Below are 24,176 nucleotides of genomic sequence, written 5' to 3'. Positions count from 1 at the left end.
CGCGAGGGCTTCGGCCTCGTCACCGCAGGCGTCCGTCTCGCTTGACCTCTTGCGCGTCAGTCCGGCAGCCAATGCAGCTCGTGCGCCAGGGTTTTGGCGACGGCACGGATACGGCGGTGTAGTGGCGACTGCTCGCGTGGGAGGACCAGGTGGATCGTCAGGCTGGGCGCGCCCCGCAGCGGTCGCCAGGTGAGACCGGCCGGTTGTGCCGTGACCGCGGCTTCTCCGGCCGGGGCGAGGGTGAGCCCGTCGCGCAGGTCGCGCTGATACATGTCGAAAGAGACTGGGGGCGTGTGGAAGTGGGGATGTGGTCGGATGTCTCGGAACAGTGCGGACAGCTGATCGTGGATCACGGGGTTGGCCGCACGGTCGGGGAGTCGCAGCGGATACGCGGCCGCGTCGGCGATCTCGATCTCCGGGTGTTCGGCCAGCGGATGGTGCTGTGCCAGTTGGACCCCGACGCGCGCACGCCGCAGCAGGAACCGGCGCACGCCACGGCCCGGCTGTTCACCGCGGGTGATCCCGGCATCGATGCGGCCGTCGGCGACCGCGGGGGAGATCTCCGGTGTCGCCATCGGGACCGCTCCGACCTCGAGTCCCGGGCTGCCGCGACTGAGCCTGTCCACCAGGGCCGGTGCCGTCTCGGCCCCGGTGCTGAGGCTGTATCCGATGCGCAGCGTGCCCAGTTCACCGGCCGCCGCGCTCCGGGCGGTGTCCCATGCCCGGTCCAGCGCCGCCAGCGCGGGCGGCGCGGACTCCGCCAAAGCCGCACCGGCCGTGGTCAATACGACGCTACGGGTGTTGCGGACCAGCAGGGCCGTACCGAGTTCCGCCTCCAATCGGCGCATCCGGGCGCTGAGTGCGGGCTGTGCGATACCGATCCGTGCGGCCGCGCGGGTGAAGTTCAACTCCTGCGCCAACACCAGGAAGTACCGCAGGCTCACGGTATCCGGCGCCACGTGCCCTCCCTGCCGATTGATAACGATCCGTTCTGAGTCTATCCCGTATCGGTCTTTCCCTCGACCGCACATCAAGCCCTAACCTGCGCATATGACGATTCAACCGGCCGCAGTACCCGTTGCCGGGATCGATCGATCACGCCAATTCGAAGTCGGACGTGTCCGGCCGAACACTGGAGGTTTCCATGGCTAAGGGCTACTGGGTCAGTGTCTACCCCGCCAATTCCGACCCTGAGAGGCTGGCTGCCTACGACAAGCTGGCCGGTCCGGCTGTCCGGGCTGAGGGCGGGCGCAACCTGGCCCTCCTCCCGTCCCGCGGCGGTCGAGTCGTCGCCCACGAGGCCGGAATCACGCAACGCGTCGTTCTGATCGAGTTCGACAGCTTTGAACAGGCCGTCGCGGCATACGAGAGCGAGGCGTACCAGAAGGCGCTGGTGGCCCTCCCCGACGGCGTCGAGCGCGACTTCCGCATCATCGAAGGCATCGACTGACCGAGGTCCAGCCGGATCCTCACCGAAGATCCACCATCTTGGTGCGGCTGCTGGTGTGGCGGGTTCGTGGGTGCTCGTGTTGCCCCTGCGCGGCGGAGCGCTCTGGTAGTTCTTCGAGGCGCACGCCCGGCAGCGTCGCTCTCAGCCCGGCCAATACCGCCCCGCGCAGGGCAGGCGGGACCAGGAGCACATGCCGAATACCGTGACGGTCGTCGGCAGCCCAGCCGGCCACCACCCCGGGGTTGCCGTCTACGCAGGACGCGCTTGGTCCGCCCCCTTGAGCACGACAGTTACGCATCGGAAGAACGTGTCACCGATGTTCTCAAGGTCGTGCACGGTGCACTCATGGGCACCATAGGTGAGGAAGTTGGTGTGCCCGACCTCGACGTCTACGATCCGACTGGTTCCATCGTCGTAGCGCTGGAGCACTCGACCCGCATCGGTCACCGTCCAGAAGTAGGTCTCGTCGTGGCAGTGAAAGGGCACCCTTTCACCAGGTTCGAGGGAGAGGTCCCAGATTCTTACCTGGTCGTTCTCGAACCAGATCTGGGTGCCGATACGTCGGTTCTCCCGGACGTTCTGCAGTTCTGCCGCGTAGTCGGCCGGATCAAACTTAGGGCCCTGCTGTGCGCCCTGGGTCTGTCCCGGCGCGGGCTTCTTCGTCGTCTCTGACATCTTCGCTCCTTACTCAGTTGGGATACTGCCTCGAAAGGGTCCTCATCACGTCACGACCTGTACGGCCCGTCCGTGTCTGCGGTGGCTCAGTGGTCACGCGGGTGCTACTGCTCGGGCTGAGCAGGCATCTCGGCTCACGCATGGAGCGCTCGACCGGGTAGTCCCGCGGGTAGCGGGCACCGCCAAGCACCTGGACGGCGTCCGTCGCCACCTTCATTGCATTGTCTGTCACGACGAGCTTGGCGATCGATGCCTCCCGCCCGAAGCGCAGCCCGGCGTCCTTGCGGCGCGCAGCCTCGACGACGGTGGATCGTGCGCTGACGGGGAGCCTCCGCGCGGGCGCCCAGGGGCGCGAGTTCCTCGGCTGCGATGGTTCGGACGAGTTGGATGAGGTCGGCGTGTTCTCCCGAGTGAAGGGTGCGGCGGGCCGGCATGGTGACTCCTCGATCGTGGATACGGCGGCGCGGGACGGGTGCGAGGGGCGGACACGGGCGGATTCAGAGATTGATCATGTGACCCTCGAGCCCGTGGAAGGCTTCTTGCAGCGCCTCCCCGAGGCGGCTGGCAGAACGTCGCCCGCGGCATCATCCGGTAGTCGCCGGGCTCCATCGTCACGGCGCCGGCCAGTGTCTCCGCCGCCACCACGCCCATCGCCTCGGCGACGTGGGCGAGCTGGAGCCGCATCGTGACGTCGCCGATCGCGTGCACGTGCGGCTGGCTGGTCCGCATCCGTTCATCGATGACGACCGCACCGCGGTCGTCGACGTCGATCCCCGCGGCCGCCAGGCCGAGGCTCTCGGTGTTGGGCCGGAACCCGGTGGCGACGAGGACCCGGTCGACGCGATGCTCGACCGTGCCGTCCGGCCCCTCCGCCACGACCGTCACCTTCGTCCCGTCATCGACCACCCCTGTGACTCGGGTCTTGAGCGACACCTTTACGCCGAGCTTGCGGTAGGCCTTGGCCACCTCACGGGACACGTCGGCGTCCTCTGCTGGGAGCGCCCGATCGGCGTACTCGACGATGGTGACCTCGACGCCGTAGTTGGCAAGGACGTAACCGAGCTCCATGCCGATCGCGCCGGCGCCGACGATGAGGATCGAGCCCGGGAGGGCGGGATCGAGGAGCACGTCCTCGTAGGTCACGACGTTCGTCGACAGAGCGATGCCTGACGGCACCGCGGGCCTCGCCCCGGTCGCGACGATGGCGTGCTGGAACGAGATCCGCTGCACGTCCTCCGTGGAGGTGACCTCGAGGGTATGGGCATCGACGAACGACCCGCGGCCGTTTATCTCGGTGATGCCGTTCTTGCGCATGAGGAAGTGCACGCCCTTGGCCCGTCCCTCGGCGACGTCGCGGCTGCGCTGGTGGGCTACTGCGTAGTCGAACGAGACTTCGCCCTCGATCCCGAAGGTGGCGGCCTGGTGCTGAAAGAGATGCACGATCTCCGCGTTGCGAAGCAGAGCCTTCGACGGGATGCACCCGACGTTCAGGCACACCCCACCCCAGAAGCGCTCCTCGACGACCGCGACAGACCTTCCCAGCTGGGCGGCCCGGATCGCGGCGACGTACCCGCCCGGCCCGGCACCGACGACTACGACGTCAAAGCTCTGGTCGGCACGCTGCTCGCTCATCACAGCACCGCCAGCCCAGGCTCGGCGAGCAACGCCGCGGTGTCGGCGAGCACCTGCGAGCCCTCCGCGCCATCGAGGACGCGATGGTCGAAGGAGAGGGCGAGCTGAAGGATCGAGCGAGGCACGATCCGCTCCCCCTCGGCGTCCTCGACCACCCACGGCTGTCTCCTGATCGTGCCGATCGCGAGGATCGCGGTCTCGCCCGGGTTGAGGATCGGGGTTCCGGTGTCGACACCGAACACACCCACGTTCGTGATGGTGGTGCTCCCACCGGCCAGTGCCTCGGGTGGCGTCTTCCCGGCTCGCGCCGTGGCGGCCAGCTCGTTGATCGCCTTGGCGACCTGGGCGAGTCCCATGGTGTGGGCGTCCTTGATGTTCGGGACCATCAAGCCGCGAGGCGTCGCCGCGGCGATGCCGAGATTGATCCCGGTGGAGACCACGATCTCCTGCGTGGCCTCCTCCCACCGCGCGGTCGCCATCGGCGTACGTGTCAGAGCTCGGAGGTAGGCGCGGGCCACGAAGGCCAAGGGCGTGAGCTTGACGTCGCGGAACTCCCGCCGCCTCTGCACCACCTCGCGCAGCTCAAGAGTCCTGGTGACGTCGACCGTGAGGAACTCGGTCACGTGCGGCGCGGTGAACGCGGAAGCCACCATCGCGGCCGCGGTGTGCTTGCGCACCCCCTTGATCGGGAATCGGGTCTCGGCCGCGGCCGGACCGGCCGTGACCTCCGTCGGAGGCTCCGTGTCCACACCGGATTCGGCTGCACGCAGCACGTCCTCACGTACCACGATGCCGTCCGGTCCGGTCGCCGCGACCGCCGACAGGTCCACGCCGAGTACTTGCGCAAGCTTGCGGACCGGAGGCTTGGCGCGGGGCTTGGCCGGCGGTGGTGTCCCTACGGGAGTCAGTGCGGCGGCGGCTGCCGGCACAGCGGCACCCCGGCGTCGACGGTGGCCCCCGGTGTCCTTGGCGCCGTAGCCGACAAGGAGCTTCGGCTCGTCGTCCCCGGCGGGGGAAACAGGGGAAGGCCGCGCGGCCTCCCCCTGCCTGTCGGCTGTGCGGATCGCGATGATCGCCGTCCCGACTTCGACGGTCTCCCCTTCGGGGGCAAGGAGCTCGACGACCTCGCCGGCGTACGGAGACGGCAGCTCGACGACCGACTTGGCGGTCTCGATGTCGACGATGATCTGGTTGACGGTGACAGCGTCACCGACGGCGACATGCCAGCTGATGATGTCCGCCTCCGTCAGCCCCTCCCCCACGTCAGGGAGGAGGAAGGTCTGCACGGACGCGGCGGTGACAGTGGTCAAGGTGTGCTCCTGCAGGGGGCGGAACGGCACGGGCCGGTCGGGAACGAACGTCAGTGGCTGAGGCTGAGGTCGCAGGCCTCAAGGAGACGGTCGACGTTCGGGAGCCAGTCGCCCTCAAGGCGACTGGGCGGATAGGGGGTGTCGTACCCGGTGACACGCAGGATCGGCGCCTCGATCTCGTAGAACGCCCGCGCCTGCACGCGGCTGGCCAGCTCGCCGCCGATACCGCCGGTCTGGGGCGCCTCGTGCGCGATGACGAGCCGACCGGTCCGACGCACGGACTCGACCACCGTCATGTCGTCGATCGGCGAGAGCGAACGCAGGTCGATCACCTCGACGTCACGGCCCTCCTCGGCGAGGATCGCCGCCGTCGTCAACGCGAGCGGGACCAGGGCGCCGTAGGTCACGAGAGTGAGGTCGCCGCCCGGACGCACGATGCGCGCAAGGTCCATGGGCAGCGACGGTGCCGACGGGTCCACCTCGCCCTTGGCCCAGTAGGAGCGCTTGGGCTCGAGGAAGACGACCGGGTCGTTACAACGGATCGCCTGGCCGAGCAGGTCGTAGGCGTCCTGGGCGTCGGACGGGCAGAGGACCCGCAGGCCGGGGGTGTGGGCGAAGTACGCCTCGGGCGACTCGCTGTGGTGCTCGATCGCACCGATGCCGCCACCCACGGGGATCCGGATGACGACCGGCAGCGAGACCATGCCCTCGGACCGGTGCCGGTACTTCGCCAGCTGAGTGACGATCTGGTTCATCGCCGGGAACACGAACCCGTCGAACTGGATCTCGCAGACAGGGCGATAGCCGGCGAGGGCAAGGCCGATCGCGCTGCCCACGATGCCGGCCTCGCCCAGAGGCGAGGTGACGACACGGTCCTCGCCGAAGTCCTTCCGCAGGCCGTCGGTGACCCGGAAGACGCCACCGAGGGAGCCGATGTCCTCGCCGATCAGCACGATCTTGTCGTCGGCCTCCATCGCGTCCCGGAGCCCGGCGTTGAGGGCGTGGGCCAGTGCCGTGCTCATGCGCGGCCTCCTTGTGCTGTGGCCACGAAGGCCAGGTGTTCGTCCATCTGGCGCGCGAGGTCGCGCGGCATCTCCTCGAAGGTGTGGCGGAACGGGTCCGCCGGTGCGGGCACCGGTAGCGCCCGGCACCCGCTCCTGAGCCGTTCGGCGAGTTCCTCCTCCTCGCGCGCGAGGTCGGCGAGGAACGCCTCGTCGATCCGCACCGGGGCCTCGGCTCCCATGAGGAGGGCGCGAAGGCGATCGATCGGATCGCGGCTCGCCCAGTCCTCGTTTTCCGACCCGGCGCGGTAGCGCAGGTCGTCGTCCGAGGTGGTGTGCGGGTTGCGGCGGTAGGTGACCGCCTCGATCAGGGTGGGGCCCCCGCCGGCGCGGGCGGTGGCCAGCGCCTCCTGCGTCGCGGCGTGGCAGGCGATCACGTCGTTGCCGTCGACGCGCACCCCGGGGAACCCGAAGCCGCGGGCCCGCTGCGCGGCCGGGACCCGGCTCTGCACGGAGAACGGCGCGGAGATCGCCCACTGGTTGTTCTGGCAGAAGAACACGACCGGCAGGTTCTGGGCTGCCGCCCACACGAAGGCCTCGTTCGTCTCGCCCTCACTCAGGGCGCCGTCGCCGAGGAAGGCCAGCACCGCGCGGTCCCGCTCGGGATCGCCGGTGCCGACGTCGCCGTCGCGGACGATGCCCATCGCGTAGCCGACGGCGTGCAGGGTCTGCGCGCCGATGACCAGCGTGTAGAGGTTGAAGTTACGGCTGCGCGGATCCCAGCCGCCCATCGTCGTGCCACGGAAGAGACCGAGCAGCTGCACCGGCTCGACTCCGAGACACCATGCGACCGCGTGCTCACGATAGGTAGGGAAGACGACGTCTTGCGCGCGAAGCGCCGACCCGGCGCCGACCTGAGCGCCTTCCTGGCCCAGCATCGAGGGCCACAGGCCCAGTTCGCCCTGCCGCTGCAGCGCGATCGCCTCGGTGTCGACGCGGCGGGCCAGCACCATGTCGCGGTACGCGGCCCGGAGGTCGAGGGCGTCGACGCCTGCGGGGACGCGGCCGTCCGGGTGCAGGACTCCTGCCGCATCTAGGACCGACCACGGGTCGGTCACCGGGGTCACGGGGGTCATGGTGCTCCTCGGCTCGTCGGTGCTCTGACTCTCGCAAGGCCGTTTGGTGCGCGCAATGAACGCGCGCAAGATGCGCGTAACAGGATGAATATCCTCGCCACGGACGTCAGAAAGCCATACGATTCATGGATCGGCGAAGTAATCGCTCTCCTCAAGGACCGGAATGGACGCCATCGATCGCGAGATCATGAATCACTTGCGCAGCAACGCGCGTATGCCTGTCAGCGAGATCGCGCGGCGGGTCGGGCTGTCCGGTGCGCCGGTGTCGCGCAGGATCGAACGCCTCGAGTCCGCCGGCGTGATCCAGGGCTACGTGGCGATCGTCAACGAAGCGGCCGCGGGGGGTCTGGACGCGTTCACGGAGATCCGGCTCACGGGCGACACCGACACCCGGGAGATCGAAGCGATCGCGCGTCAGGTCCCCGAGGTGCAGCAGTACTACACGATCGCGGGCGACCCGGACGCGCTCGTCCGCTTCCGGGTGCGCAACGTCGAGCACCTCCAGCAGGTGGTCAACGCGATCCGCAGGACCGGGATCGTGGCGGGGACGAAGACTCTGATCGTGATGTCAGCGTGGGACCGAACCACGACGCCCACCCGGGACGGGTAAGGGGACGGTCCCTCGTTTCGGGTGGGTCGAGTCCTCGCCAGCGCACCCGCCAGGGCGCTGTCAGGACATGGGCGCTTCCGCCATGAGCTCGGCGTTGCGCGCCTCGATCGCGTCGGCAGTCTCAGGGAAGAGGATCGCCGCGCCCGCGTCCGCCATGGCCTGCGCCTCGTCCACCACAGGTCGCATCGCCCGCTCGTACGCCGCCAGTCCTCCCGCGACGTCATCTCCGCATGAGTCGAGCGACTGCGCCAGGTGGAAGGCACCCAGCATCGCCAGGCTCGTGCCCATGCCGGAGAAGAACGACGCACAGTATGCCGCGTCGCCGAGCAACACCACCCGGCCCCGGCTCCAGGCCGGCATCCTGATCTGGCCGACGGAGTCGAAGTAGAAGTCCTCCGCGGTCTCGATCTCAGCGACCACTTCCGGAAGCTTCCACGCACGGTCGTCGCGGAACGCCTCCTTGACGATCCGCCGCTGCGCGGAAAGGTCCCGGAAGTCGTAGTCGATCGGCTCGGAGCGAAAGCCGAGCAGCGCCGAGCACTCCTCGCCGTCGCCTCGCAACATGAGCATGCGACCGGGACTGTTATAGACGTGCGAGCCCTCCATTCCGCGACCCGTGCGGCATCGTTTCACGATGGCGACGTAGAGGCCGAGGTACCGGACATGGTCTCGCTCGGGGCCGAAGGTGAGCGAGCGGACGTTGGAGTGCATTCCGTCGGCGCCGACGACGAGGTCACAGTTGTGGACAGTGCCGTCAGAGAGGGCGACCTCGACGCCATCGCCGTGCTCGCGGATGCTGACCAAGGACAGCCCGTACCGGAAGGCGACCTCCGCCGGCACTGCGTCCTGGAGGATGTCGCTGAGGCGGTCGCGCGAGATCTCAACGTCCTCGGGACTGTCGTAGAACTGGACGGCCGGCTCGAACGTGGCCTTGACCGTTCCTGCGGCGTCGAGGAAGTAGTAGATGTCCGCCGTCGGCACCCGCGAGCGCAGGATCTCCTCGTGCAGCCCCATGTCCTTCGCGACCTCAAGGGCTCCGCCTCGTACATCGACCGCGATTCCCCCGCGCCGCACGCCCGGCGAGATCTCCACAACGGTGACCCGGTGACCTGAGCGCGCCAGCCAATATGCCGCCGAGAGCCCCGCGATGCTGCTGCCCGAAACGATGATGTCCATCGGATTTCCTTACTCTCTCCGCGCCCCCGGGGCGGTCGACCCAGTTCGCTCTTTCAAACTGTTGATTACATTCCATTGGATGTGTACTGCACTCGGGAAGGATCAGGTCGTCGCACGTGCGCCACGACCTCCGCGACCACGGCGGGGTCTGCCCACTCGGGCGTACCGTGGTCGGCACCCTTGACTTCGATGAAACGGCTACGCACTCCGGCATTCTCGAGCGCTGAGTGGAGGCGTCGGCCCTGAGCGATGCCGACCCGGCGGTCGGCGTCGCCGTGCATGACGAGGAACGGCGCGACCGAACGGGGATCTGCGAGGTGGTCGACGACCGCGGTCGGTACCTGGGTCGCCCCAAAGAAGGGACGGGTGGCACGCACCAGCCCCGAGACATCGGCGCCCGGCATCGCGTCTTCGGCGAGGTGGGCGGGGTCGGTCACCGCGTATTGGGTGACGACCGCGGCCACGGCGCCGCTGCCCGTCCGGCCATCGGTCCCGAGCAGGCGTGGGCCTTGGGCCAGGGGCCGACCACTCGTCACCGCGACGAGTGCTGCCAGGTAGCCGCCGGCCGAGCCGCCCCAGAGCGCAACTCTGTCGGCGTCGAAGCCGTACCGGTCGGCCCTGGCCTGGACCCACGCCACAGCGGCGCGCACGTCCTCGACGGGTTCGGGAAACCCCGCCTCAGCCGAGAGCCGATAGGTGACCGAGACGACGGCGATCCCCCGCTCGGGCAACGTCGTCCACGGCCCCATGCCGGGCAGGCCGGTGAGGAACGAGCCACCGTGGACATACACGACGACGGGCCAGGGGCCAGCTCCCTCGGCGGGGACGTGGACGTCCAGTCGCAACGCCCGCCACCCGTGGAGCTCGGCGAACGGGACCTGGAGGTGGCTGTGCGTGCCGGGGAGGACGTCGACGGCGGGAGGGTCGAGAAGGCCCGCCGGCACGTACAGTCCGTGGTCCACCGGCGGCATCAACCGTTCGAACGCCGCCGCCCTGCTCTGCTGCTCAAGCTCCACGTCGCCCCCTTCCGCGGTCCGTCTCCTCAAGCGTCGTCCACCGCCTGCCGTTGCGCCAGAGACGTCCTGCTCACGCATCGACCTGCTCACGCATCGACGTCGATCTCCGGACGACCTGCCGCGCGGAACGCGATGGCGCCGTAGATGGCGGCGGCCAACGGGATCAGGGGCATGAAGGCGATCACCTTCTCGGTGCTGCCGGTGACCTCCTGGTAGTTGGCGAGGATGATCGCGAGGATCACCGCGAGACCGATCGCGGCGACGGCGGGGGCGATCATGGTCGCCCACACGCCTTCGGGCAGAAGCCCCCTTCGTGCGGCCACCAGGATGCTGACGCAGCACCCCAGCATGAGGGAGGTGAGGGAGACGCTCGTGATTCCCGAGACCGCCGGGAACAGGTTGAGGATCGGGTCGGCTCCGGCCACGACGAACGGCACCAGCATCACCACCGAGATCGTGCACTGCGCGGCACTGCTCACGTGCGGCGTCCCGTGCGCATCGTGGACCCGGCTGAAACGTCCCGGGAGCATTCCGGCGCGAGCAAGGGAGAAGTGGTAGCGCGCCGCCATGTTGTGGAATGCGACGCCCGACGCCAGGAAGCTCACGGTGACCAGGCCGGAGAGGATCCCGCCTGACCAGGAGCCGAGGTAGACGTCGGCGGTACGGAAGACGAGCGAGCCGGGGTCGGCCGCGGCCGCGGCCTTCACATCGGCGTACGCCGACGCGATCGACCATGTCGAGAACACGAAGATTCCCACCAGAAGGGCGATTGAGCCGTACGTCGCGACCTTGATCGACCGGCGCGCCGCCTTCGCCTCCTCGCCGTAGATCGCCGTCGCCTCGAACCCGACGAACGAGAGCACGCAGAAGACCAGCGTCATGGCGACGTTGCCCTCGAACATCGCGGAGGGGCTGACCACGTCGAGGCTCCATCCGGACGGACGCTGGAAGGCGATCGCGACCCCGAGTATGGCCAGCACCGCGAACTGCAGCAGCGAGATGCAGGTGGTGAACCACTGAGTGATGTCCACCCCGCGGCGTCCGAGGACGGCGGTGAGTGCCAGCGCGACGATGCCGTAGTACCACCAGGGCAGGTCGACATCGAAGTAGTTGATCGCGGTGAGGTCGGCGAAGTAGCCGGTCGCCGCGATCACGCCGCCGGCTGCGAGGTTGTAAGCGACGGTCACGACGAACGCCGCTCCGGCGCCTGCGGAGCCACCCAGTCCGCGCCCGATGAACGCGTAATACGCCCCCGCATTGAGCACGTGACGGCTCAGGGCCACGTAGACCGACGCGAAGACCGTCAGGAGGGCGGCGACGATCAGCAGCAACCCGACCGTGCCACCGCCGACGCCGAAGGCGAGGCTCAGCGAGATGTTGGAGGCCATCGCGGTGAGCGGCGCCGCAGCCGCCACGACCATGAACGTGAGCCCGAACGCACCTATGGACCCCCGCCGCAGACGCGGGGTCGACGTACGCGGATCGGCAGTACCCGTCGCGCTCGCCGGCATACTGACCACCTCCAGAATTGGATGCTAAATTACTGTCTTGCATGCAGTTTGAGCCATCGAACTCTGTCTTGGCAAGGGGTTCGTGTGAGATCGCCCACGTCTGGGGTGGCGTCCTCGGCGGCGAGGAGAGGAGCGAGGCTGCGTTCGAACGGTGTGCCAGCAGGCTAGGATGGGATGCAATGGGCCCAACAGCTAGGACGCACATGAGCACGGCAGACACACCAGAGTCCGATACCTCGTTGGTGGATCAGTTGGTGGACGAGCTCCAGCGCCGCATCTTCAATGGGGAGCTCGGCGTTGGGACGTGGCTGCGGCACGCCGCTCTCGCCGAGGAGTTCGGGGTCAGCCGCACCCCGGTCCGGGAGGCGCTGCGCGTTCTGGCCGCCCAGGGGATCGTCACGATCGCGCAGAACCGCGGCGCCCGGGTCAACGGCCACTCGGCTCGCGACATCCGAGATCTCGGCTCGGTCCGTGCACAACTGGAGGGCTTCGCCGCCGAGCTCGCCGCCGATCACATCTCTGACGCCCAGTTGGCACGCATGCACGCGGCGTGCAAGCGGTTCACGCAGGACATCGCCCGACCGGACGCCGAGGCCGGTTCGCAGGCTCCGGCGGTGCGCTGGGCGGAGGCCAACCAGGCCTTCCACTCCGTGATTCTCGAGGCGTCCGGCAACCGGCAGCTGGCCCTCAGCCTCGCCGACATCAACCGTCGACTGCCTCGCAACTCTGCCTACGCAGCCTACTCGGGCAGCTCACGGCTCCTTCAGCAGAACGCTCGGGAGCATCAGGCGATCGCCGACGCCATCGCGAACGGCGACGGGCGGCGGGCTCGGGGCGCCATGGTCAAGCACATCAACTCGTCCGCGGAAGCGATGGCCCGCTGGATCGAGGACCAGCACGGTCGGAACACCTGAAGCCCGCCGGCCGCGGGCCGCCGCGCCGCACGCCCGATGCAGAGCACGGGTATCGCCGGTCGTGGGGATGCCCTACTCACCTCCCCACGACCGGCGCTCGGGGCGGGATCAGTCCCGCGTGATGCTTCCGGCGAGGCGATCCGCGACGATGCGCTGCGCGGCCTCGCCGGGGGTGACGGCTTCCGCCGCAGCCCGCTCCAGGATGTCGGTGACGGTCTCACCGAGCTGGTGGATCCGAGCGCGGGCGCCGTCGAGCGCAGCGCCGGCGCGTTCGGCCGCGACCTGAATCAGACCGCCGGCATTCGCGACGAAGTCCGGTACCCAGACGATCCCGCGCTCGGCCATGCGGTACTCCGCCTCGGGCGCGACAAGCTGGTTGTTCGCAGCGCCGCAGACGATGCGTGCGGAGAGCTCTCGGGCGACGCCGCTGGTGACCGTCGCGCCCAAGGCACAGGGGGCGTAGACGTCGAGGAAGACCTCGAGCACGTCGTCCACCACCTCGACATCGGGATACGCGGCGACGGCCCGCCTCCGCGCCGCCTCCGCCGGATCCGTCACCACCACCTTGGCGCCGGCGGCATGCAGCAATCCGACAAGCTCCAGGCCGACCTTGCCGATGCCTTCGACGCCGATGGTCAGGTCCTGCAGCGACCGGTCGAGGACCACTTCGGCCGCGGCGCGCATGCTGACGAAGACGCCCAGCGCCGTGGAGTGACCGCTGTCGCCGAGCCCTCCGGCCGCGACGGTGCGGCCGACGACATGGCTGGTTGTCTCGCCGATGACGTCCAGGTCGTCCGAGTTCGTTCCGATGTCGGCGGCGGTGATGTAGCGGCCCCCGAACGAGTCGACGAAACGGCCGTATGCGCGCAGCAGGTCCGGCGACTTCAACACCGCGGGATCGCCGATGATGACGGCTTTGCCGCCGCCCAGCGCCAGGCCGGCCGCCGCGGCCTTGTGGGTCATACCCTCGCTGAGCCGCCGGACGTCGTGGAGCGCGGCGTCCGCATCGGCGTACGGGAAGAACCGGGTGCCGCCGAGTGCCGGGCCGAGGGTCGTGTCATGGATCGCGACGATGGATCGCAAACCGGTGAACGGGCCCGCGGCGAGGCGCACGTCTTCGAAGCCGGGTACGGCGAGCTGCTCGATCTCGAGCCCGTCGGTGCGGGTCACGGCGTGTGTCATGGGAGATCTCCTGCGAGAGCTGGGTCGTCAGCGGTCACCCGGACCGGGCGCTGGGCCGCGGGACGAGCCTCTGACATGCCTTCGAGCGCGCGCAAGATTCGCGCAGGCATGCGGGGCTGGACGCATAGATCGGTCTCATGGACCGGCCCACGACTCGCGAAATGGTCTCGACCGCGCAAAGTCCTAGCATCTCTCATGTGGCGGGACCACCTGGAACCTGCTGCGGGACAGCGGGCCTTCCGCTCGATGGTGCGGATCGTCGGCGGACCATCCGGTCCCCGGCGACGGCCACCGCCAGAGTGAGCGCCGCGGGGACGGCGACACTGACCCACGCAGCGACTGCCAGCAGCAACGCGCCCACAGCGGCGCCGGATCCGATCAGGATGATGGCCCCGGCGCGGCGACGCCACGGTTGCCCGAGTCCCGCGCCAAGGCGGGAGTCGGCGGCGAGACCGGTGATCGTCGAAGTCACCACGACCGTCGTCACGTCCTTGACCGCGATCCGCCGCGCGACTGCGGCCTGCAGACCCATGACGGCGGCCAGAACGCCCGTGAGCGCGTAGGCGAAGGCTGATCCCTCGCGGATCGGAAGGAACGCGAGAAGAGCCGCGGCGACACCGAACGCGGCACCGACTGCACCGATCAGCACGGAGGCCCGCGGCGGCCAGCCCGCGGCCTGCCCGCGCATCGCCCGCCCGCCCAGAGCGGCTCCCGCCATGAAGGCGACGAGGGCCAGCAGTGGTCCGCCGACCGGCAAGTCCGTAGTCCCGGAGGCACCCATGCCGAGGATCACCACGTTGCCGGTCATGTTCCCGGTGAACACCTTGTCGAGGGCGAGGTAGCCGACCGCGTCCGCGACGCCCGTCGAGAAGGTCAGCGCCAGCATGCACCAGAGGTGGACGTCCTCGACGGCCCGCCCGGTCGGGGCGGCCTGCTCCCGCGTGGCGCTCATCGACCCACCGCGTAGCCCTGCGCGCCGCGCGAGTTCGCGGCGGCGGCCAGGGTGCCGCTGGCGGGGTCCCTGGTCACAGTCGAGAGGCGACCAAGGCTCCAGTCAGGCGAGACCTTCACGTCGTGTCCGCGACGCCGGAGCTCGTCGATCACCTCAGAGCCGAGGCGACGCTCGACGACGACGCCCGCGGGATGCCACACGCGCGGCCAGAAGCTGCTGACCGCATGCGTGGTGTGGAACGCCGGCGCGTCGATGGCCTGCTGAGGCTCGTAGCCGCCGACGATCACGCGCAGCAAGTACAGCAGCTGCCACTGATCCTGCTGGTCGCCACCCGGGGTGCCCAGCGCCGCGACCGTCCTGCCGTCGCGGACCAGCATGGTCGGGCTGAGCGTGGTGCGCGGGCGTCGGCCCGGCTCGAGCGCGGACGGACACGCGGGGTCCAGCCAGGTCATCTGGAGCCGGGTTCCCAGGCAGAAGCCGAGCTCCGGGATCGTCGGTGAGGACTGAAGCCAACCTCCCGACGGCGTGGCGGAGACCATGTTCCCGAACCGGTCGACCACGTCCAGGTGCGAGGTGTCGCCGCGTGTCACGCCATCGGTCCCGACCGTGGGCTCACCGACGCCGCGCTCCTGGGTTTCCTCTTCCATGGCCGCCCGCGCGGGCGGTGTGAACATTCGAGCCCCCGGGACCACCCCCGGCCGCAGCTCGCGAGAGGCGGTCTCGCCGATGAGTGCGGCCCGCTCGCCGGCGTACTCCGGGCTGAGCAGGACGCGTGGGTCAATGCCGCCCTTCTCGGTGTCGCCGTAGTAGGCGTCGCGGTCGGCCAACGCGAGTTTGAGCGCCTCAAGGATTGTGTGGGCACCCCGTCCGGTCGCAGGGTCGAGCAGGTGGTCGCCGACCTGGTCCAGGATCGCGAGCGTCTGGAGGAGGACCGGCCCCTGTGCCCAGAACCCGGCCTTGGCCACGTCGTACCCCCGGAACCGGAGGCGGACCGGGTCCTCGTACCCAGGCCGGAACTCCGCAAGATCAGCCGCGGTCATCACGCCGGCATGGTGACCGCCGGTGGCATGGAGGTGCGGCTCGCGTACGAAGGTCTCGATGGCCTCGGCGACGAACCCCTCGCGCCACTCGGCGCGTGCGGCCCGGATCTGCACGACCCGGTCGGCGCCGGCCGTCTCGGCCACGGTGACCAGTCGGCGCAGTGTCTCCGCGTACGCCGGGTTGGTGAGGCGCTCCCCCGGGGTGGGCGTCCCCGTCCTGAGCCACTGTGCCGCGGACGTGGGCCAGTCCTGCTCGAACTGGGGGCGCATCGTCTCCAGCACCGCGCACAACTGGGCACCCGCAGGGTAGCCGCGTTCCGCGTAGTGGATGGCGTAGGCGACAACCTCGGCGAGTGGCCAGCTGCCGTGCTCCTCTAGCAGCTTGAACCAGGCTTCGACCGCGCCCGGGACCGCCGCCGCCAACGCGCCGGACCCGGGTACCTCGGTGAAACCAAGCGCCTGGAAATGCGCCACCGTCGCCTTCCGCGGCGCCGGCCCCTGGCCCGCCAGCACGCGCGGCATCCCCGCCTCCTGGGACATCAGCAGCACCATGTCGCCCGCCGGCCCGTTGAGATGCGGCTCGACCACGTGCAGCACGAAACCGGCCGCGACCGCCGCGTCGAACGCGTTGCCACCTCGCTCGAGGACCGACTGGGACGCACCGGTCGCGAGCCAGTGGGTGGAGGCCGACATGCCGAAAGAACCGGTCAGGGTAGGCCGGGTGGTGTGGGTGGGCGGCCGCACGAACGTCGGTACCTGCAAGATCTCAGTCACAGGTAAAGTATGCAAAATCGCGAGATTGGATGCAATAACGGAGGTATCTGCCACGGCGGCAGGACGGGGTACGGCAGCGGTCCCGGCTGCCGTCGGGACCCGGCCGGGGCGCTGGCGCGGGTAGTCGGGCAACCGCACGTAGTCCCCGCCGGACGCTGGTCGGGGTGTCGCTCGGTAATGCGCTTGGGGTGCTCGACTGGACGGCGTACGCGACCCTTGGACGCGCTGCGCGACGAGCCGGCGGAGATGCGCGCCGCCGAGCGCGCTTCACTCGGGTGCCGTGCCGGGTCTGCCCTTGAGGCGAGCGGCAAGTTCTCGAATCTGCCGTTTCATCCGCTCGTCCTGATCGTTGCGCGCCGCGGCCTCGTGGCGTTCCCTGTGCAGCCGGCGGTCCTGCTCATGTTCTTCCAGCAGGCGGAGGGCGTCGGTTCGAGCCTGGATGTTCTCGGCCTTGGCGTGTTTGAGGAAGACCTCGTGCGTCTCCATGTCGGCCGCCGCGTGGTCGGCCACCTGGCGGTCGTAGGTGCTGAGTCCGGCGAGGCGTTTGGTCAGGATCGGCATGCAGTCCAGGGTGATCAACGCGATGCGGAGCAGCCAGGCGAACAGCAGGACCATCAGGCTCTTGCTCTGGAGGGCCAGGAGCGCGTCGTCCTCCTCCAGGATGCCGATCTTGCCTTCGGGATGAGGCAGCTGCTTGTCGATCTCCTGGGCGATCTGGGTCGAGTAGCCGGCGTTGACCCTGCCCTGGGCCTCGACGGCGCTCTTCGCCTTGGCCTGCAGATCGGCGAGTTGCCTCCGCCGCTCCGGCAGCTTGGACGTGCGCAGGAACGCCGCCCGCTCGGTCCGGATCTGGCGGCAGTTCGGTCCCTCGCCGATGACGCCCGTTGTCTCGTTGCCGACGCGTTCGCCGCCGCATTCGGCGTGCCCCAGCCGCTCCAGCCTTCGCAGCGCCGCCATGTCCTTGTCGATCGCCTTCGACAGCGTCGACACCTGCTCGCCGAGCGAGGCCACCGTGGCCGCCGCGCCGACCGGATCGGCACCGACCGTCAGGAGAAGCCCCCGGGCCTTGCACGACGCGAGGTCCTTCGCGGGAAGCACCCGATGGGGGACGGGATTGCATGCCGTCAACGCGCTGAGCTTGGTCGCCCGTTCCACCTGCCTGTCCTCGGCGACCTGCCGGTGGATCGCGGGCTCGAAAATCTTGATCAGCAGCGGCTCGGCCACCACGAACCCGAGCACGACGGCCAGCAGGACCCGGGTGAGGAACACCCCGCGGCTGCTCTGCGTCCCGTGCGCGCTGGCGATCAGCCAGCGGTCCACCGAGAAGATGACCCAACCCCAGAAGAGGGCGACGGCCAGGGCCACCACGAGTGGTACGTCCGCGAACTTCTCGACCATGACGAACATGGACACGGCCGCAAGGATCCCCGCGTTCACAACGATCAGGGCCATCGCGGTGTAGCGTCCGCGGTCCAGAGGGGCCATGCTCAGGACGGACTCGTCCACGCCGATCAGCGAACGCAGCCACACGCCCGGTCCCTTCGGGCCGTGCACGGGCCGCCGAGGCTGCTCCCCCTCCACCTCGACGGCAGGGGCCGTCTGAACCGCCGTCATCAGAGGTCTTCCTCCCGGTACGGCACATCGTCGCCGGTGTCGGGACCGGGAGCCGGCGGCGGTGCCGCGAGCCCCTCCCGGGCCGGCTCGGCCGCCGCCTCGATTCCCCCGGGCTCCGCCTTGGACGGCGGCCCGGCCGTCTTCCCGGCGGTGAGTTCGTTGAGAATGCCGTCGATCTCCTTCACGCCTCGCTCGTCGAGGTGACCCTTGCGCACCATCTCCTTGAGGATCTCGAGCCGCAGCATGATGCCCTGCGCGTGGGTTTCCCTGGACAACTGGGCATTCTGGACCGCTTCCTCATGGCGGCGGTCCTCACGCAGCCGTTCCAGCACGTGCAGACGGTCGGCCTCCTGCTGGTGGAACTCGGCGAGTTCTTTGGCGCCGATCTCGCCCCGCTCGGCAGCGAGAGCGTAGGCCAGCAGGGGATCGTCCCCCACCGCGGCGGTGACCTTCGCGGCCTGGTCGATGCCGAAGGTCGTCTCCAGATCGCGCCTGCGGTGCGCCGCGGCCAGCGCCGCCTCCTCATGCAGTTCCCGCTGCTCCTCCTTCTCCCGGTCACTGCGGAGCTTGTGGACCTCCTGCGCGGTGCTCAGCACCTCCATCTTGAGCCTGTGCAGCCTGGTCTCGGTCTCCTCCAGAGCCTGGGCCCGGTCGAACTTCCCGTCCCTCACCAGGCCCGCAAGCCGGTCCTCGAGATCGAGATCGTCCCGGACGGTCTTGCCCAGGAAGTCCCTGACCTCCGACGGCGCGGGGATCTCGACGTTGCCCAGAGCCACCGTCATCCCGGAAAGCCGGACCGGCAGGTAGTGGTGGTAGGCCTGCAGTTCGGCGCGCACCTCCGTCCGAGCCGACAGGAAATCGGCCAGCTTGTACTTCGCCCCCGCCTTGAAAACGTCCTCGTGCGCTCTCAGGTACCCGGCCAGGGAGTCCCGGACGTCACCCAGCCCGGCCTCCACCACGGCGACCGGGTCATGGACGAGGCAGGTGAAGTCGACGAGAACGGTGAACTCGCCCCCCTCCGTGGAGGGGATGGCGAACTCGACCCTGACCTGCTTGTTCTCCGTCACATCGACGACGCTCACGTGTGTCGCCTGCAGGACGATCTCGTCGTCCAAGCCGAGCCGTCCGCTGTCGAGCACGTACCTGCCGTCGGACCGGAACACCAGCACCTGCCCCGCCGTCGGAGGCGGGATCTCGGAGGTGTCACGGCTCCGGGACCGCAGCCCGAAAAGCCCGGATCTAGGCACCGGCGACAGGATTCTCTGGCTGATGATCGGATAGGTCACGCTTCTTCTCCCATGCGGCGTTGTGCTCGTTCGATGGCCGCGAACAGGGCGGCGGTGACCGGGTTCGCTCCGTCACGCCGGTTCGCGGGGCGTTCGGCGAACGCCGTGAAGTCCTCGGCCAGCTCGTCCTGCTGGTCCTTGGACAGCAGACCGCCCAGGACGTCGCCGAGCCGCTGGGCGATCGCCTCCGGCTGCTCGGCGTGGTACCTCAGCGCGTCGAGATTGGCGTGCAGCACGGCCAGCGCGGTATGCCTGACCGGCCGGTTCACCAGCAGCACCGACCACGTGTACCCGATGGCGTCCGCCAGGTCGGGCCGCTCGCACAGCAACTGCGCCGCCAGCGGCCGTCCCCGCTGGTCGTCGGTCCGGTAGACGGCGAGCATCGCCCACAGCGCGGCGCCGTACACCTCGATCCGGCCCGGGATCCCGCGCAGCTTCTTGATCTTGTTCTCCAGGAAGTGGACGACGCGGGCGCGCCCCGCCGCGTCCTCCTGGGACAGGAACAGCCCGCCGAACGCCTCGATCGCGAGCGGCCCCAGCACGGCTCCCCGGTTGCCCGCCAGCCGCCAGAGGTTCTTCACCGCCTCGATCGGGTAGAGCCGCCCGAGGACCCCCGAGAACGCGATGATCGCGTTGTACTTCTGCCCCTGCGTACTGCCCTGGGCGGCCCATCCCGAGGCGACCCGGAGCGCGACCGGCGCCAGGTCTTCGTCGAGGCACATCAACCACAGCACGTGGACGGTCGTCAGCCGCTTCCGCCTGGCATGCGAACGGGCCGGTTCGCCGCGTCCCGTCGCGACCGACCACGGGTCCAGGTACGAGCCCTCGACCTCGTCGAAACTCGACGCGGCGAGCCGGGCCAGGCCCGCCGCGATGTGGAGGGAGAGCTCCGGTCTGATCAGGACGCCTTCGAGCCAGCCCCGGACGGCGTCCCAGAAGCATTCGTCGAAGCGTCCCGTCATCTCGGCGAAGACGAAGCGCTGCGCCTCCGGATCGCGCAACTCGATCAGCCGCCGGGGCCGGCCGTCGACGGTCACCTGCCTCATCCGGATCAGCGGGTTCTCCAGCTGCCTCCCTCTGGCCTGGGGGAAGACCGCCTCCGCGGGCCGAGGAGGCCGATCCGCGGATTCGACCCCGGCGGGCTCCTCGGGCACCATCTCCGCCAGCGCGGCCTTCAACGACTCCCGGACCTCCCCGAACCGCCTCTCCGACAGGCCCGGCAAGAACGCCAGCACGGTGACGTCGAGCACCTGCTCCCGGGTCGGCCCCTTCCCGAACCAGTCCCGCACCTGGTCCCGCGCCGCCTCCCGCAGGACGGACGAGATCGCATCCCCGGGCGGCAGGCCCCGCACGAGCAGGTTCGTGATCTCGACCAGGCACGCCATCGTCACGGCTTTGGGCAGCGCCTCCACCACTTTCGTGACATCCGCGTCCCCCAGACCGCCGCCCGCGTGCTCGCGGATGACCGCCCCCCAGTCCTCGGGCGGCGACCACTCGATCCTGGCGGTCACGGCCGTGCGCCGGTTCTCCTCCGAGGAGGTCACCACCAAAAACGAGCCCCGCTCGCGCAGTTCCCCCTGGACCCGTTCCCAGTGGTGCTCAGCCTCCCGGTCGACGGTGCCGAACCAGCCGGGCAGCAGGTAGCCGGTTCCCCCGTCGAACCGGTGGTCGGCCAACTCCCTCAAGCTCCTGGTCGAGGACAACCTGACGATCGGCGCCTGCCCGCCGAGCACACGCACGAGGAGGTTCACAGCGCCGGTGAGCTTGCCGCTGCCTTCCGGCCCGTACAGGGTGACCACCGAATGCTTCAGCAGCGCCTCAAGTGCGGGCTCGAACGGTTCGGGCTCCACGAAATGTCCGCTCAGCGCGTCCACCCGTTCCCGGGGCATCGGCCCGCTCACCGCCTGCCGGCTGGTCCAACTCGCCGCCGCGCCGAACCCGAAGTTCGCGCCCGCCGCCTCCACACCGCTGTGGAAAACGTTGATCAGCTGGTTGACCGGCACATGCTCGGCGGGAGGCGGGGCCCCGTCCCCGTCCTCCTTGGCCGGGTCGCCGACGGGCTGGAACGGCTGGCCGTCATCGTCGGTGTGCACACCTTCGGCGGGCACGTCCTCGGACACGAGGTCAGCCTCCGAAACCGAAGTTGGCACCCCTGGCGTCGACCCGCTCGTGAAACTCGTTGTGCACCGAGGCGGACGGCTTCGGCGGCGCGGCCTCACCCGTGGCCGCTGACGCGGTCTGCTCGTCCGGGGGGAGGGCGAGCGGGAGGGAATGGACGGGGCGGCCCCGCGGGATCCAGAGCCAGGCGCGCTCGCTGAACTCCTTGACCTTCACCTCGACCTCCCGGAAGTCCTCGGGGGCGACCGAGAGCGCGTGGCCGTGGCGGACGATGTCGGTGAAGATCCGGTCAGAGAGCATGACGGCCAGATCGGCCCTGGACTCCTTGAGGGCGACCCGCAACGGGGGACTGTCGCAGAGCCGGGCGACCTCGACGGGCCCCTGACCGCTGCGCCCGTTCACATCGGCGATGGCCGTGCCGTGGTGGACGGCCAGCCGGAGCCGCAGGCGGTTCTCCCACGGCGCGTCCCCGTTGCGCCGGTCGAGGAAGGCCGCGAGGTGACGGGGGAAGTCCCCGACCAGGCGCCCCTCGGCGGTCTGCGGGAGGAGGACCGAGAACTCCCCGTCGCCGGCGCCTTGCCGTTCCCATCTGTCCCGGTCGAGTCCGGCCGAGGCCGCCGCCCTGTCCAGGGCCTCGAGAAGCCCCGCCTGGATGTCCGACTGCCGCTGATCGTCGCCGCTTCCGTACCCCGTGGCGTCGACCGAGATCATCGGGCGCCGTTCAAAAACCCCTGCCACCTGCTGTCCCCTTGGCATCTTGGAATCGGGAACGGGATCCTTGCATGCAGGGCTGCCGAAGAATTAGTACAAATACCCGTTTTGCTGAAGTCATCTAAGTCACCCCGACACCTGGCATTAGTACCCAATGTCGAGGCGCACCGGGCGGTCTGCTGAACTCAAGCGAAGATCCGCAACCGGAACCTGCAGCACGCCGACGCGAAAGCGGCGCTCGCCGTCACCCAGATCCTCTGGGTCTCGATCATCGGCTGACCATCGCGTAAGACCTCAGTCCTTCGAGGTCGGCCACCACGATCCGCCGGTAGCCCGTCCTGATCAGCCCGGCGCCGCGCATGTGCCTGACGGCCTTGACCGCCGACTCCCTCGCGGCGCCGACCAGCTTCCCCATCTCCTCCTGGGTGAGCTCGATCCCGAGGTCGACGCCGCCCTCGACCGGATACCCGTGGCGTTCGGCGAGTAGAACGGCCACCCGAGCCAGCCGTTGCTCCACCGGGTAAGCCGCGAAGTCCAGACGCCGCTCGTTGGCCCAGTCGAGCCGGTCGCCGAGCATGGTCGCGAGAAGCCTCCACGCTTCGGGATGCTGGTTGAGGAAACCCAGGAATCGCTCCTTCGGCAGCCGATGTACCGCGCCGTCCGTGCACGCGATCACGGTCGCGGAGCGGTCCGTGTCGCGAATCGCCGCCAGCTCCCCCACCAGATCCCCGCTGACCCTGATTCCGAAGAGAACCTCCGCGCCGTTCTCCAGGCACCCGACCACCTTCACGCACGCCGGCGACTTGCTTCCCTGCGCCCTCAACACCAGCACCTGGTCGGTGGACGCCCCCTGCACCATCAGCGTCTGCCCCGCGCTCACCCGCTGCTCGGGAGCGATCGTCAACAGCTCGCTGCGAAGCGAGGCCTTCAACCCCGCCAGGAAGGTGCCGATCGGCCAGCGTTCTCTCCCTGTTTCGACCACATCCCCACTATCCCCGCCCGCGATGCCACGGGTAACTCGTTTCTCGCCCCGCCCAAAAGTGATCTTGTCAAGGAGTAAATGATCAGCCCCGGTCCGACGGCCCCGGCGTCGCAGCCGTCGCAGCGGCGGGCCGGGGATCTGTCCCAGATCACCGGTTCGCCATCCGGTGGGGAGTGGGGTGTTGCGCCCGTGTGTGGGCGGGTGGGGGTGGCGAGTTCTTGCCATGGGGGGTTGTTTTTGGGGTGGGCGCGCTTATAGTCGCCACGGCGATCGGTTTCATGAATTTGGTGCGCTCCGGTGGAGGTCGTATGGCTACGGTGCCATGGGCAATCGAAAGGCGCATGCTGGCGGTGCTCTCGGGTACGGTCACGCGTCTCCAAAAACGCCTGAACCTGTGGTTTCTGGGTACCGCCGGAGGTGATGAGCGCCCAGTGGTATTCGACATCGACGAGACACTTCCCGAACTGCGTGAGGTCGAGAAGGAATTCGACGCTATCCGGGGCGAGTTCCTGGTCGCCTCCGGGCGGGACGCCGTCATGCCGACCTACCACGAACTCGACCCGCTCCAGCGCGGGATATCCGCGACCACGCCCCACGACTGGCGGATGTTCTACCTGTACTCGATGGGCGAAGTGGCGGAGGAGAACGCGGCGCTGTGCCCCCTAACGATCGCGGCGCTGAAGAAGGTTCCGAACCTGTTCCAGGCGAGCTTCTCCATCCTGGATCCCGGGAAGTCGATTCCCGCGCACAACGGTCCCTACTACGGCTACCTGCGGTACCACCTCGGCATCGAGGTGCCCGACGACGACCCGCCGCAGATCAGGATCCGCGATCACGTGCACACGTGGCGGGACGGGGAGAGCGTCCTGTTCGACGACAGCTGGAACCACGAAGTGATCAACAATTGCGCGGAACGGCGAGTGGTGCTGATCGTGGACGTGCTGCGGCCGATGCCGAGGAGACAGCACCTCGCGAACCGCTCCTTCGCGTTCGTTCTGCGCTTCTTCTACGGCCGCATGCTGCTGCGGCGCCTGAACGCGGCGGCCGTCCCCGCCGCGTGAACCCGATCCCGCATCGGACATGAGG

General features: G+C 69.1%; 21 protein-coding genes and 1 pseudogene. 4 read left to right on the top strand and 18 right to left on the bottom strand.

The window, feature by feature from the left end:
• Positions 1-56 precede the first annotated feature (56 nt).
• Positions 57-959 carry a LysR family transcriptional regulator gene (locus BM339_RS37375; protein ID WP_075023955.1) on the bottom strand — a complete coding sequence of 301 codons (903 nt, stop codon included), beginning with the start codon at positions 957-959 and terminating at the stop codon, positions 57-59.
• Between the two features lie 185 nt (positions 960-1,144).
• Between BM339_RS37375 and BM339_RS37370 the strand changes: the two genes are divergently transcribed.
• Positions 1,145-1,450, top strand: a complete 306-nt coding sequence (locus BM339_RS37370) for a DUF1330 domain-containing protein (RefSeq protein WP_021591110.1) — start codon at positions 1,145-1,147, stop codon at positions 1,448-1,450.
• A gap of 249 nt (positions 1,451-1,699) precedes the next feature.
• On the opposite strand, the gene BM339_RS37365 is transcribed toward BM339_RS37370, so the two are convergent.
• From BM339_RS37365 to BM339_RS37340, 6 genes and pseudogenes are all read right to left on the bottom strand, one after another.
• Complete coding sequence (locus BM339_RS37365; protein WP_021591111.1) at positions 1,700-2,125, bottom strand: cupin domain-containing protein; 426 nt, start codon at positions 2,123-2,125, stop codon at positions 1,700-1,702.
• 13 nt (positions 2,126-2,138) lie between these two features.
• A pseudogene (locus BM339_RS51955) lies at positions 2,139-2,444 on the bottom strand (acyl-CoA dehydrogenase family protein); the annotation flags it as partial.
• Positions 2,354-3,757, bottom strand: coding sequence for a dihydrolipoyl dehydrogenase family protein (locus BM339_RS37355; protein ID WP_083598389.1), 1,404 nt, complete (start codon positions 3,755-3,757; stop codon positions 2,354-2,356). The pseudogene BM339_RS51955 and the gene BM339_RS37355, both read right to left, overlap by 91 nt.
• A complete protein-coding gene (locus BM339_RS37350; RefSeq protein ID WP_024934382.1) occupies positions 3,757-5,067 on the bottom strand; it encodes a dihydrolipoamide acetyltransferase family protein in 1,311 nt (436 codons plus the stop codon). Before BM339_RS37350 ends, BM339_RS37355 begins: the two co-directional genes overlap by 1 nt.
• A gap of 50 nt (positions 5,068-5,117) precedes the next feature.
• A complete protein-coding gene (locus BM339_RS37345; protein WP_021591114.1) occupies positions 5,118-6,089 on the bottom strand; it encodes an alpha-ketoacid dehydrogenase subunit beta in 972 nt (323 codons plus the stop codon).
• Positions 6,086-7,204, bottom strand: coding sequence for a thiamine pyrophosphate-dependent enzyme (locus BM339_RS37340; RefSeq protein WP_075023953.1), 1,119 nt, complete (start codon positions 7,202-7,204; stop codon positions 6,086-6,088). The genes BM339_RS37345 and BM339_RS37340 overlap by 4 nt, the downstream gene beginning before the upstream one ends.
• Positions 7,205-7,367: 163 nt before the next feature.
• Between BM339_RS37340 and BM339_RS37335 the strand changes: the two genes are divergently transcribed.
• On the top strand, positions 7,368-7,814 hold the full coding sequence (locus BM339_RS37335; RefSeq protein ID WP_075023952.1) for an Lrp/AsnC family transcriptional regulator: 447 nt from the start codon (positions 7,368-7,370) through the stop codon (positions 7,812-7,814).
• 60 nt (positions 7,815-7,874) lie between these two features.
• On the opposite strand, the gene BM339_RS37330 is transcribed toward BM339_RS37335, so the two are convergent.
• From BM339_RS37330 to BM339_RS37320, 3 genes are all read right to left on the bottom strand, one after another.
• Positions 7,875-8,990: an FAD-dependent monooxygenase gene (locus BM339_RS37330; RefSeq protein WP_021591117.1), complete on the bottom strand. Its 1,116-nt coding sequence runs from the start codon at positions 8,988-8,990 to the stop codon at positions 7,875-7,877.
• Between the two features lie 65 nt (positions 8,991-9,055).
• Positions 9,056-10,006: an alpha/beta hydrolase gene (locus BM339_RS37325; RefSeq protein ID WP_075023951.1), complete on the bottom strand. Its 951-nt coding sequence runs from the start codon at positions 10,004-10,006 to the stop codon at positions 9,056-9,058.
• Between the two features lie 86 nt (positions 10,007-10,092).
• Positions 10,093-11,517 carry an APC family permease gene (locus BM339_RS37320; protein ID WP_075023950.1) on the bottom strand — a complete coding sequence of 475 codons (1,425 nt, stop codon included), beginning with the start codon at positions 11,515-11,517 and terminating at the stop codon, positions 10,093-10,095.
• 203 nt (positions 11,518-11,720) lie between these two features.
• On the opposite strand from BM339_RS37320, the gene BM339_RS37315 reads away from it, so the two are divergent.
• Positions 11,721-12,431: a GntR family transcriptional regulator gene (locus BM339_RS37315; RefSeq protein WP_075023949.1), complete on the top strand. Its 711-nt coding sequence runs from the start codon at positions 11,721-11,723 to the stop codon at positions 12,429-12,431.
• 108 nt (positions 12,432-12,539) lie between these two features.
• On the opposite strand, the gene BM339_RS37310 is transcribed toward BM339_RS37315, so the two are convergent.
• From BM339_RS37310 to BM339_RS37275, 8 genes are all read right to left on the bottom strand, one after another.
• A complete protein-coding gene (locus BM339_RS37310) occupies positions 12,540-13,613 on the bottom strand; it encodes a Glu/Leu/Phe/Val dehydrogenase dimerization domain-containing protein (protein WP_075023948.1) in 1,074 nt (357 codons plus the stop codon).
• A gap of 193 nt (positions 13,614-13,806) precedes the next feature.
• A complete protein-coding gene (locus BM339_RS37305) occupies positions 13,807-14,499 on the bottom strand; it encodes a YoaK family protein (RefSeq protein ID WP_218163862.1) in 693 nt (230 codons plus the stop codon).
• Positions 14,500-14,561: 62 nt separating this feature from the next.
• Positions 14,562-16,367: a gamma-glutamyltransferase family protein gene (locus BM339_RS37300; protein WP_337959943.1), complete on the bottom strand. Its 1,806-nt coding sequence runs from the start codon at positions 16,365-16,367 to the stop codon at positions 14,562-14,564.
• A gap of 279 nt (positions 16,368-16,646) precedes the next feature.
• Positions 16,647-17,993, bottom strand: coding sequence for a DUF4407 domain-containing protein (locus BM339_RS37295; protein WP_075023945.1), 1,347 nt, complete (start codon positions 17,991-17,993; stop codon positions 16,647-16,649).
• Positions 17,993-19,279 carry a hypothetical protein gene (locus BM339_RS37290; protein ID WP_075023944.1) on the bottom strand — a complete coding sequence of 429 codons (1,287 nt, stop codon included), beginning with the start codon at positions 19,277-19,279 and terminating at the stop codon, positions 17,993-17,995. Before BM339_RS37290 ends, BM339_RS37295 begins: the two co-directional genes overlap by 1 nt.
• Positions 19,276-21,399, bottom strand: a complete 2,124-nt coding sequence (locus BM339_RS37285) for a hypothetical protein (RefSeq protein WP_075023943.1) — start codon at positions 21,397-21,399, stop codon at positions 19,276-19,278. The genes BM339_RS37290 and BM339_RS37285 overlap by 4 nt, the downstream gene beginning before the upstream one ends.
• Positions 21,400-21,403: 4 nt before the next feature.
• Positions 21,404-22,135: a hypothetical protein gene (locus tag BM339_RS37280; protein WP_143118755.1), complete on the bottom strand. Its 732-nt coding sequence runs from the start codon at positions 22,133-22,135 to the stop codon at positions 21,404-21,406.
• Positions 22,136-22,376: 241 nt separating this feature from the next.
• Positions 22,377-23,090 (bottom strand): Crp/Fnr family transcriptional regulator, encoded by a 714-nt coding sequence (locus tag BM339_RS37275; RefSeq protein ID WP_075023941.1) that lies wholly within the window; start codon positions 23,088-23,090, stop codon positions 22,377-22,379.
• A gap of 431 nt (positions 23,091-23,521) precedes the next feature.
• On the opposite strand from BM339_RS37275, the gene BM339_RS37270 reads away from it, so the two are divergent.
• Positions 23,522-24,151: an aspartyl/asparaginyl beta-hydroxylase domain-containing protein gene (locus BM339_RS37270; RefSeq protein ID WP_218163861.1), complete on the top strand. Its 630-nt coding sequence runs from the start codon at positions 23,522-23,524 to the stop codon at positions 24,149-24,151.
• Positions 24,152-24,176: the final 25 nt, after the last annotated feature.

This window comes from Actinomadura madurae (assembly GCF_900115095.1).
In the GTDB taxonomy this organism is placed as follows: Bacteria; Actinomycetota; Actinomycetes; order Streptosporangiales; family Streptosporangiaceae; genus Spirillospora; species Spirillospora madurae.
The sequence above is the reverse complement of the archived record's forward strand: the minus strand, read 5'-3'. Positions and strand labels throughout refer to the sequence as shown.

Excerpts from the sequence above, each read along its gene's own strand:
- BM339_RS37370 (WP_021591110.1), top strand. The coding sequence starts at position 1,145 with ATGGCTAAGGGCTACTGGGTCAGTGTCTACCCCGCCAATTCCGACCCT.
- BM339_RS37365 (WP_021591111.1), bottom strand. The coding sequence starts at position 2,125 with ATGTCAGAGACGACGAAGAAGCCCGCGCCGGGACAGACCCAGGGCGCA.
- BM339_RS37355 (WP_083598389.1), bottom strand. The coding sequence starts at position 3,757 with ATGAGCGAGCAGCGTGCCGACCAGAGCTTTGACGTCGTAGTCGTCGGT.
- BM339_RS37345 (WP_021591114.1), bottom strand. The coding sequence starts at position 6,089 with ATGAGCACGGCACTGGCCCACGCCCTCAACGCCGGGCTCCGGGACGCG.
- BM339_RS37340 (WP_075023953.1), bottom strand. The coding sequence starts at position 7,204 with ATGACCCCCGTGACCCCGGTGACCGACCCGTGGTCGGTCCTAGATGCG.
- BM339_RS37335 (WP_075023952.1), top strand. The coding sequence starts at position 7,368 with ATGGACGCCATCGATCGCGAGATCATGAATCACTTGCGCAGCAACGCG.
- BM339_RS37330 (WP_021591117.1), bottom strand. The coding sequence starts at position 8,990 with ATGGACATCATCGTTTCGGGCAGCAGCATCGCGGGGCTCTCGGCGGCA.
- BM339_RS37320 (WP_075023950.1), bottom strand. The coding sequence starts at position 11,517 with ATGCCGGCGAGCGCGACGGGTACTGCCGATCCGCGTACGTCGACCCCG.
- BM339_RS37315 (WP_075023949.1), top strand. The coding sequence starts at position 11,721 with ATGAGCACGGCAGACACACCAGAGTCCGATACCTCGTTGGTGGATCAG.
- BM339_RS37310 (WP_075023948.1), bottom strand. The coding sequence starts at position 13,613 with ATGACACACGCCGTGACCCGCACCGACGGGCTCGAGATCGAGCAGCTC.
- BM339_RS37305 (WP_218163862.1), bottom strand. The coding sequence starts at position 14,499 with ATGCTGGCGCTGACCTTCTCGACGGGCGTCGCGGACGCGGTCGGCTAC.
- BM339_RS37295 (WP_075023945.1), bottom strand. The coding sequence starts at position 17,993 with ATGACGGCGGTTCAGACGGCCCCTGCCGTCGAGGTGGAGGGGGAGCAG.